Annotated in this window: 7 protein-coding genes; all 7 read right to left on the bottom strand. The window is 59.0% G+C overall.

Annotated features, from left to right (window positions below):
* Nucleotides 1-156 precede the first annotated feature (156 nt).
* Nucleotides 157-2,046, bottom strand: coding sequence for a carbon starvation CstA family protein (locus tag AB5767_RS09840; RefSeq protein WP_368132625.1), 1,890 nt, complete (start codon nt 2,044-2,046; stop codon nt 157-159).
* Nucleotides 2,047-2,856: 810 nt separating this feature from the next.
* A complete protein-coding gene (tsaD, locus tag AB5767_RS09835; protein WP_349129800.1) occupies nt 2,857-5,241 on the bottom strand; it encodes a tRNA (adenosine(37)-N6)-threonylcarbamoyltransferase complex transferase subunit TsaD in 2,385 nt (794 codons plus the stop codon).
* The gene (tsaE, locus tag AB5767_RS09830) at nt 5,228-5,734 is read right to left on the bottom strand and encodes a tRNA (adenosine(37)-N6)-threonylcarbamoyltransferase complex ATPase subunit type 1 TsaE (protein WP_368132552.1); all 507 of its coding nucleotides are present in this window, start codon (nt 5,732-5,734) and stop codon (nt 5,228-5,230) included. Before tsaE ends, tsaD begins: the two co-directional genes overlap by 14 nt.
* 12 nt (nt 5,735-5,746) lie before the next feature.
* The gene (locus tag AB5767_RS09825) at nt 5,747-6,367 is read right to left on the bottom strand and encodes a uracil-DNA glycosylase (RefSeq protein ID WP_006235848.1); all 621 of its coding nucleotides are present in this window, start codon (nt 6,365-6,367) and stop codon (nt 5,747-5,749) included.
* A gap of 8 nt (nt 6,368-6,375) precedes the next feature.
* Nucleotides 6,376-7,521, bottom strand: a complete 1,146-nt coding sequence (gene alr, locus AB5767_RS09820) for an alanine racemase (protein ID WP_035137770.1) — start codon at nt 7,519-7,521, stop codon at nt 6,376-6,378.
* A gap of 2 nt (nt 7,522-7,523) precedes the next feature.
* Nucleotides 7,524-9,140: an NAD(P)H-hydrate dehydratase gene (locus AB5767_RS09815; protein ID WP_368132551.1), complete on the bottom strand. Its 1,617-nt coding sequence runs from the start codon at nt 9,138-9,140 to the stop codon at nt 7,524-7,526.
* The gene (gene acpS, locus AB5767_RS09810) at nt 9,141-9,680 is read right to left on the bottom strand and encodes a holo-ACP synthase (protein ID WP_117655164.1); all 540 of its coding nucleotides are present in this window, start codon (nt 9,678-9,680) and stop codon (nt 9,141-9,143) included.
* Nucleotides 9,681-9,867: the final 187 nt, after the last annotated feature.

Genomic DNA, 9,867 nt, shown 5'->3' with positions numbered 1-9,867 from the left:
AAAGCCGTTTGTCTCCACCCGCGTAGCGGGTGGTTTAAAGCTGGCCGCTGCGCGGCCAGCAGACTAAAGTCTTAAATGAAAAAAGACCGAGCCCGCGAAGTCGCGGACCCGGTCTTTCCGAGTCAAATGGATGGGAGATTCAACCCGTCCGACCGACTAGGCCTTGGCGGCCTCGGCGTCGGCAGGAGCCTCAGCGGCAGCGGCGCGACCGTACTCGGCCTTGCCCATATCGGACCACTCGGGCTCCTCATCAGGCATGGAGCCAGCCTCCTTGCCGAAGAACTCCTTGAGGCAGTTGACGGCAACGATGAGGCCCAGGACCATCAGCAGGACGGCAAAGACGAGCTGCAGGCCCTTGGTGGCGGCGACGGAGACGGCGGCCGTGGTGGCGGTAGCCGGGATGGTACCGAAGAAACCGTAGGCCTGGACGGCGGTCATGCAGCCCATGGCGCTCTGGACCAGCGAGGTGAAGGTGCAGCAGAGCAGGAAGACGACGGGCACGTAGAGCATCCAGCCCTTGCGGCCGGTGCACTTGCAGAACACGGCGAGGGTGATCATGGTCATGCCGCCGAGCAGCTGGTTGGAAGCACCAAAGAGCGGCCAGATGTTGGCATAGCCACCAAAAGCGAGAGCGAGACCGGGAAGCAGGGTAACGACCGTGGCGAACCAGGGGTTGCCGAGGACCTTCATGTAGCCGGCCTTGGACTCGATGGCCAGGGCGTCGTTGGTCTGGGCAAAGAACTCGGAGAACGAGGTGCGGGCGATGCGGGCGACGGCGTCGAGCGAGGTCAGGGCCAGAGCGGAGACGTTCATGGTCATGAAGACGGTAGCGAGCGTGCCGTCAACACCGAAGGCCTGCATACCGCGGGAGATGCCGGCGGCGAAGATCTGGAACGGGGTGGAAGCGACACCGGCGTTGAGAGCGCCAGTACCGGCGGTGTTCATATCGGAGAACATGATGCCGGCGACGATGATGGCAAGGATGCCAACGAAGGACTCGACGATCATGGCGCCGTAACCGACCTTGACGGCGTCCTGCTCCTTCTCGACCTGCTTAGAAGAGGTGCCGGAAGAAACGAGGCTGTGGAAACCGGAGAGAGCACCGCAAGCGACGGAGACGAACAGGACCGGGAACATCATGCCGGAGGCAGTGGAGAAGCCGGTGAAGACCGGAGCGGTGATAGTAGCCTGACCGTTGACGCCCAAGACGACGATGCCGAGGACAGCGCAGACGATCATGACGATCATCATGATGGAAGTGAGGTAGTCACGCGGGGTCTTGAGCATCTGGATGGGCATAGCGCCAGCGAAGACCAGGTAGACCATGACGACGGCGAACCACTGGAACTTATCCAGGTAGACCGGGAACTGCATACCGACGGCGAACATGAGGACCATGAGGACCACGCCGGTGACGAACTCGGCAGCACCGGTAAGGTTGAACTTCTTCTGGGCCCAACCAAAGGCGATAGCGACGAAGGTGAACAGGATGGAGATGGTACCAGCGCAGCCAGCGGCATAGGACTTGGTGAAGTCGATGGCACCGGTAGCAGCACCAGAAGCGTCGACGGCCGGGGTGAACATGAACGTCTTGCAGACCATGTCGGTGAAGGCGGCGATGACGATGATGCAGAACAGCCAGCAGAACAGCAGGAACAGGCGACGGCCGGTCTTGCCGATATACTTCTCGATGAGCTGAGCGAGTGACTTGCCGTTGTTCTTCATCGAAGCGTACAGGGCGCCAAAGTCGTGGACGGCGCCAAAGAAGATGCCGCCGACGAGGACCCAGAGCACGACGGGCAGCCAGCCAAAGGCCATGGCGACGATCGTACCCGTGACAGGGCCAGCACCGCAGATCGAGCTGAACTGGTGCGAAAACGCGGTGAAGGCGGAGACGGGCGAGAAGCTGTTGCCGTCCTTCATGCGCTTGGCCGGCGTGAGGGCCTCTTTGTCAACGCCCCACTTGTTGGCCAGCCAGCGGCCGTAGCCCAGATAGCCGCAGGCGAGCACCGCCGCGGCCACAACCATGAGCAAAACTCCGTTCATTACATTTCCTCCTCTAAAAAGAACTTCCTAGACATAAAAAATGAGGGCCGTCGGTTGCGCTCGACGGCCCTCATCTTCATCAGCCGCCCGTTATCGTACGGGCTAGCTGTATGTGCTAACCCGCATCAGATAATTACTACGCTGATAATGTTTAGCTGATGCGTGAACATGTCTAAGAAATCCTCTTCAATCATGATGCGAACGATCCGTACGTGTTCACATCCCCCAGTGGTTGAAAAGGAGTATGAAACTTTAGTTACCTAAAGTCAACGCAAATTTGTAATGAATTTTCAACTTTTTTTGAATTTCTCGGTATAAAACGCCACTGACCTCGGACTTTACCCCACGACAGTTTTTGCATGAGAGATGCCCCTGAGAGCCGCGGGAGCCGGGCGGCGCATATGAACTTTCCTGCTCTACAGTCCTGCGCAAGACGGAAAGCACATTAAGTGCTTTCCTTTGCGTGCGGAACTCGCGATAAAGTTCATATGCGCCGCCCGGCTCCCGCGGCTCTCAGGGGCTCCCATCCCAAATGCGGAGCAAAGCTCCGCACACCAACTTTTTTCTTTCAGCTAAAGAACGCCGGAAATTCGACACTGGCTTGTTAACTTTGCTGGACGTTGTCGACGCCAAACCAGCTCAGAAGCTATATCGACGCAGAAAGGTCCCCGGACGGAGGGGCCGGATATAAGGTTTATCGCGAGTTCCGCACGCAAAGAAGGCCACTTAATGTGGCCTTCGTCTTGCGCAGGACTGTAGAGCAGGAAACCTTATATCCGGCCCCTCCGTCCGGGGACCGCGCCGTACCAGCTACAGCGTCATGTTTGGATCGGCGTCGACGTCGAACGGCGAGATTTCGCCTCGGTCGAATTTACGGCGGGCGACCTCCGCGATCATGGCTGCGTTATCGGTACAGGCAGACAAGGGCGGCACCGTTACGCGAATCCCCTGACGTCCAAGCTTCTTGATCATCATCTCGCGCAGATGCGGGTTGGCCGAGACGCCGCCGCCGATGCAGTATTCCTTACATCCGGTAGCGTGCAATGCGTTTTTGGCCTTCTTGTACTGCACGTCAAAGACAGCCGCCTCAAACGAAGCCGCCAGATCGGGCAGGTGAATCGTGCGCCCGGCCTTGGTCTCCTGCTCGATGTAGAGCGTCACGGCCGTTTTAAGACCCGAAAGCGAGAAACGATAGTCTCCCCTGCTGTTAAGCGCACGGGGGAAATCGATCGCGCGGGGATTGCCCGTCTCGGCCAGCTTGGAAATGATGGGGCCACCGGGATAGCCCAGGCCCAACGCCTTGGCCACCTTGTCGAAGGCCTCGCCCACGGCGTCGTCGAGCGTCTCACCGAGCACCTCGTAGTCGCCCCATGCCTTTACGTGCACGAGCATGGTGTGCCCGCCCGAGACAAGCGTAAAGATAAACGGAGGCTTGAGGTCGGGCTGCGCCAGCAAGTTGGCAAACAGGTGCCCCTCCAGATGGTTGACGCATACGAGCGGCTTACCGGCAGCGTAGGCAAAGCCTTTGGCAAAGGCAACGCCCACCACGAGGGCGCCCACCAGGCCCGGACCCTGTGTCACGCCCACGGCGGCAAGCTCGCTGGGGGCAATGGCTCCACCCTCAAGACCAAGCGATGCTGCGGCATCCTCGAGCGCCGCATCCACGACACTCACAATCACCTCAACGTGTTTGCGCGAGGCGATCTCGGGCACCACGCCGCCAAAGCGGGCATGAAAATCAATCTGTGTCGACACCTGGTTGGCCAGCATATTGCCATCCGCATCGATAATCGCCACGGCCGTCTCGTCGCAGGAACTCTCGATAGCGAGCACTAGGCGGCGGCGCTCAATTTCGGCACGCTCCCCCTCGGAGCGCCCAGGCGCAGGCAGCGGCCATACGCGCTGCTCTGCCGCCGTCGGCTCGGGCGAAGCATTGTCGACCGGAAGCACCAGGGGCAGCGGCGCCGTCATAACGATGGCATCCTTGCCGACACCGTAGTAGCCGCGGCGACGGCCAGCCTCGGTAAAGCCCAGAGCGTTATAAAGCGCGATCGCCCCCTCGTTACCGTCCTCGACCTCGAGCGAAGCCGTGGTGCAGCCGAGCATCTGGGCATCATAGCTCACGTGCGACAGCAGCTTGCGGGCAATGCCCTCGCGGCGATGTGCCGGGTCGACGGCGACATCCAGAATCTGCACATCACCGTCCACGACCATACCGCCGGCAAGGCCCAGCAGCTTGCCGTCGTCGTGTGCCACCCACCAACTACGCGGCGCAGCAACGTCCTCGCCCAGTTCGGACAGGAACATGCCCGGCGTCCACGCCTCGTGTCCGACACCTTCAAAGCAGGCAGCCTCCAGCGCGCTCGTGCCCTCGGCATCCGCCGCGCCCATGGGACGGAACTGCAGATGACGACCGGCGAGCTCATCGGCAACACCCGTAATTTCGCTCTGCGCACTCTCGGCAAGACCAAGACGCTTGCGCTCGTTTTCCTCGGCATCCGAAAGGCGCGTGTAAATCGGCAAGACGCGGGCCGGATCGCCGTCACCCGCAGCGTGCGCGAGCAGCAAGCCCTCGCCCGAAGGCCACCACAGGTCGCGCTCCACGCAGCGGGCGGTCTCGTCCTCACCCAGCAGCTTGCCATAGCGCACGAGACCGTCACCGGTCAGCTGAACCTGGTCCCAGTCCGCTGCTTGGCGCCACTCATCGAGCGCCACGGCGGCCTTGACCACGTGTTCGCGCTCAAATTGACGCTCGGGACCCTCATCAACCAGCATATACAGCGCCGGATATACCTCACCGCGCATAGCATCGGCCAAGATACCAAGCTTGCCGCGCACGCCAGCCTTCCACGCCGTCCAAGCGCAAGCGTCGAGCGTCGACACGCCCAGCAGCGGAACATTGGCACCACGCGCGAGGCCCTTGGCAGTGGAGATGCCGATGCGCACACCCGTAAAGGACCCCGGGCCGCGGCCGACCACATAGCAACCAACATCGCTGCGATCCAGACCGGCTTGAGCCAGCACGCCATCAACGGTATTCACGAGCTCAACGTTGGCGTGACGGCGACACATGTGGTCGCCACTCACGAGCTTCGTCTCGCCCGTCTGCCCATCAATCCAGCTTGCCGCGCAGGCAAGCATGTCGGTCGAAGTATCGAGCGCCACCACCAGCGCGTTGTCGTTATGCAAGCTCATCTTGTACAGCCTTATCAATCAAATGGGAAAGCTCCATTGCGCGGTCACCGTGCGCCTCGAGCGTTATCGTTCGCACATCACTGTCGCCCTCATCACGCTTGAGCGTCACCGAAAGATACTCATCCGTCAGCTCGTCTTGGAATTGTTCGCCCCATTCCAGCAGGCAAGCACCCTCATAGCCCAGCACATCGAAAATGCCCGTATCCTCGAGCTCGTAGGCATGCTCCAGGCGGTATAGATCAAAGTGAAACAGCGGAATACGGCCTTGATCGTGAACGGCCATGAGCGCAAACGTAGGGCTCGTAACCATATGCCCATCGCCCAGCCCGCACGAGACGCCCTTGGTAAAGTGAGTTTTGCCCACCCCCAGGCCACCGGTCAGGATGAGCACATCGCCGTCCTCAAGGCACGGTGCAATTAGCTCGCCAAAGTACTCCGTATCGGCAGCGCAAGTCGTTTTGTAAGTACCTACCCCCAGGCGCTCCAGGGACATATATGCTCCTTATTATTCCGAGGCGTCCTCTGGTGCGGGATGTCGCTCCAGATAGTCGCCCAGCATCTTAAAGTCTTCCTCCAGCAGTTCCTGCCACGCCGGATTGCGTAGCGCTGCTGCCGGATGGAACGTGGGCATTACTACAAAATGCCCCATCTGGTGGAACCTGCCGCGCAGCTTAGTAATGCCAATCTCGGTCTTAAGCACAAAGTGCGTCGCGGGGTTGCCGAGCGTCACGATAATATCGGGCCAGATGCTTCGAATCTGCTCACGCAAAAACGGCGAGCAAGCCAGCACTTCCTCGGGACGTGGATTGCGGTTTCCCGGCGGGCGGCACTTAAGCACGTTGGCAATGTAGACGTCTTCGCGTTTGAGTCCCGCCAGCGACAAAATGCCGTTGAGGTCCTCGCCTGCCGCCCCCACAAAGGGCTCGCCCTGCAAATCCTCATTGCGGCCCGGCGCCTCGCCAATAAACATCACACGAGCGCGGGGGTTTCCCACGCCAAACACGATATTGTGACGCGACTGGTAGAGCTGGCAGAGGTGACAATCGCCCAGAACGGCCTCAATTTCCTCGAGTGCGACCTCACGTGGTGCCTGATGGGTATGGCCGGGGATGTGCATGACGCCCATAGCGGCTCCTACACGTAGACCTTGTCGAGACGCATGCCAAAGCCGCAGGCGACCTCGTAGTTAATCGTTCCGCGCAGTCGGGCCATCTCGTCCATAGTGATCTCGGCATCGCCATCGCGGCCGACAATAATCATCTCGTCACCATACTCGGCCTCGGGAATCTCGTGTGCCGGGTTGGACTGAATGGCGACCATAAACTGGTCCATGCAGATATTGCCAACCTGATGCACGCGCTCGCCGCGATACAGCACATCCATACGATTGGAAAGCGTACGCGATAGGCCATCGGCATAACCGATCGGCAGCGTGCAGATCTGAACGCGCGTACGCGGTACGCGGTAGGTAAAACCGTAGCCCACGCCCTCACCCATCGCAGGGTGTGCCACGCGCGTCACACGCGCATGGACGCTCATAACGGGATCAAGCTGCATCACGCGGCCACTCAGCTCGCACGGCTGCATTCCATACAAGCCAACGCCGGCGCGAATCATATCAAAATGCATCGAAGGGTCGAGCATCGAGGACGGCGTGTTGGCGCAGTGCACGATACCGCACTCAAAGCCCGCATCCTTAATGGCCTGAACGGCCTCGGTAAAGCGCTGACACTGCAGTTTGTAGTCCCAGCCCGAAGGTTCATCGGCCGTGGCGAAGTGCGTAAATACGCCGTCGCACTGAATACCGCGATGGAAATTAATACCGCGGACAAAGTCAAGCACCTGCGTGTAGTGAACGCCGATACGATTCATGCCCGTCTCGATGGCGAGATGATACTTGCCCACTTTGCCCGCCGCGACGGCACATTCGCCATACGCAAGAGCAAAGTCAGACGTATAGACCGAGGGCATGATATCAAACTCGAGCAACGTCGGAATGGCCTCGATAGGCGGCTCGCTTAGGATGAGGATGGGTTTCGTAATCCCGCCCTGTCGGAGCTCAACGCCCTCGTTAACCGTCGCCACGGCAAACATGTCGGCACCGGCCGAATACATGATCTTGGCGCACTCAACAGCTCCATGACCATAAGCATCGGCCTTAACCACGCAGCACAGGCGCTGACGTGGATTCAGTAAATTCTTATAGGCCCTCGTGTTGCGACGGAGCGCCCCGCGGTCGATCTCGACCCAGGACCAGCGCGTCAAATCGGCTTTATTCATGATTAGTCATCCGACCCTTCGTCCATGATTCCCAGATCTTCGAGCGCATCCTTTGCCGCCAGTTCCATGGCAGGACCGATCAAGTCGATAAGATCGGTCGCGATGACGCTCTTCTCACCATACTCCGTCGCCGCGGCAAAACCGGCGTAGCTGTGAAGTGCGACGGCGTACGAATACAGCAACTCCCAACGATCCATCTCGTCGCGCATGGTGGCAAGCGTGCCGGCCAAAATACCCGCGAGAACATCACCCGAACCGGCAGTTGCCAGAGAAGCCGGACCCGAGAGCGGCAGCAGCACACGCTCAACGCCACAGATAGCCGTCGTCGGCCCCTTGGCAATGACAACCAGGTTGTCGGAGCCTGCAGCCCAGACGACCTTCTGCGCGGCCGCAATCGCGGTACCAAGGTCGTTCACCTCGTCACCGGCAACCAGACGCGAAAGCTCACGATAGTGCGGCGTCATAACCAACGGCTGCTCGCGACGATACATCTCGGGGTTACTATCAATACCGTCAATGGCAATCTTAGCAAGGCAGTTGAGTGCATCGGCATCCAAAATAAGCGGTACATCAAGCTCGAGCAAGCCCGAAACCACCTGCATAGCGCCGGCAGACGTCGTCATACCGGGACCGCACAGTACGCAGCTGTACTTCTTTGCAATCTCGCACACCGTCATGCGCGCAGCGGCGCCAAAGGAGCCGCGGGAATCAGACGGAATAGCAAAGACGGGAATCGAAGGAAGTGCCATGCGAATAAGATTAGCGCAGGCGTCAGGAGCCGCGACTGCCACGTAACCAGCACCCGCGCGAGCTGCAGACTTGGCCGCCATAATGGCAGCACCAGGATATTGTGCAGATCCGGCGACAATAAGCACAGAGCCACGGGAATACTTATCGATATTCGTAGGTAGTGGAGCAAAGTAATCAACTAAGTCACCGGGCTCGACAATCTCGGCGGCGTGGTCGACATCATCGATGACCTCGTCAAGACGGTCGTAAAGATTGCTGCAGATCAAATCGCCAGCATACTCAGGGCCATCAGCGCTATACAGACCAATCTTGGGCGCAATCATCGTCACCGTATGCTCGGCACGAATGCAGTCGTCATCAACAACGCCCGTCTCGGCATTCAGGCCCGAGGGGACATCAATGGATACGACACAATCGGCGCATTCATTGACCGTAGGAATCCAGATGGAGAACGGCGCACGCAGATTCCCGTGAAAACCGGTACCAAAAATGGCATCGACAACAACATCGGCCTTATCGATCAAAACCTCGAGTTCGTCACGCGAAGGGCCGACGCAAACGTGCACATCGCGGCCGGCAGTACGACGAGCAACATGACGTGCCAGAGCAGCAGGAATCTCATCCGGTTCAACCGGAGAAACGATATCCACGTCCACACCCTTATGGCTCAGGATATCGGCGGCAACCCAACCGTCGCCGCCATTATTACCAAAACCGACCAGAACGAGAACCCGATCGGGATTGAGCTTCAAGACCTCGTTGGCGGCAAACTCACCCGCTAGCTCCATAAGCTCGGCCTTCGAAGTCCCTTCGCGTTCGATGATATCCTCGAGACGAACGACTTCTTCGGTACTCAAAACCGGTTTCATCTATGCTCCTAGCGTATCTTGCGAAGCATCGCCCAGGTGCTCCGTCAATGCTGAATTCTGCAGCTGCTCAAGCTCATCTAAAACAGAGCGAGCCTCTTTAAATGTCTGCGCAACGCGTTTCTTGGTGCTCACCTTTTCATCTTTTGGCTTAGGCCGAGCATCTTCGGTAATCGCGATGGCATTCGCAACGGCCAAGTCTCCCGTAAGCGTAATGGAAAGAGCGACCTCAACAACACCCAGTTCTTGAGCGATCTCGAGAGCACGGCCCGAAAGCAGCGCCTTCGGTTTGCCGAGTTTATCACGCGTTACCGAAACATCCTTGCGACCCACGCCTTGACTAAAACCCGTGCCGAGAGCTTTAAGCACCGCCTCGCGCGAAGCAAAGCGGCTCGCATAGTGAGCGGCGGGGCGCGATGACGCATCGCAATACGCACGCTCTTCTTCGGTAAACACACGCCGAGCAAACGACGGCGTCTTTTCAAGAATTGATTTCATGCGGGAAATCTCGACGATATCAACGCCGATACCAGCTTCAGCCATGTTCACCTCCATATCGCACAGACTAAGTTATTGTAGCCCGTTCACAGAAGATGCGACAAACGAGGGTTATAAAACACAGCTACTATGTGAGACAAAAGCCCGTAAACGCAAAAAAAGGGGGAGGCCGCGAGGCCTCCCCCTTCTCAGTTCAAGCGTACGGCTCGGTGCCGTCCACCGGTCAGCGGCG

It is taken from the genome of Collinsella aerofaciens, from assembly GCF_040926265.1.
GTDB lineage: Bacteria > Actinomycetota > Coriobacteriia > Coriobacteriales > Coriobacteriaceae > Collinsella > Collinsella aerofaciens_BB.
The sequence above is the reverse complement of the archived record's forward strand: the minus strand, read 5'-3'. Positions and strand labels throughout refer to the sequence as shown.

Excerpts from the sequence above, each read along its gene's own strand:
- AB5767_RS09840 (WP_368132625.1), bottom strand. The coding sequence starts at position 2,046 with ATGAACGGAGTTTTGCTCATGGTTGTGGCCGCGGCGGTGCTCGCCTGC.
- tsaD (WP_349129800.1), bottom strand. The coding sequence starts at position 5,241 with ATGAGCTTGCATAACGACAACGCGCTGGTGGTGGCGCTCGATACTTCG.
- tsaE (WP_368132552.1), bottom strand. The coding sequence starts at position 5,734 with ATGTCCCTGGAGCGCCTGGGGGTAGGTACTTACAAAACGACTTGCGCT.
- AB5767_RS09825 (WP_006235848.1), bottom strand. The coding sequence starts at position 6,367 with ATGGGCGTCATGCACATCCCCGGCCATACCCATCAGGCACCACGTGAG.
- alr (WP_035137770.1), bottom strand. The coding sequence starts at position 7,521 with ATGAATAAAGCCGATTTGACGCGCTGGTCCTGGGTCGAGATCGACCGC.
- AB5767_RS09815 (WP_368132551.1), bottom strand. The coding sequence starts at position 9,140 with ATGAAACCGGTTTTGAGTACCGAAGAAGTCGTTCGTCTCGAGGATATC.
- acpS (WP_117655164.1), bottom strand. The coding sequence starts at position 9,680 with ATGGCTGAAGCTGGTATCGGCGTTGATATCGTCGAGATTTCCCGCATG.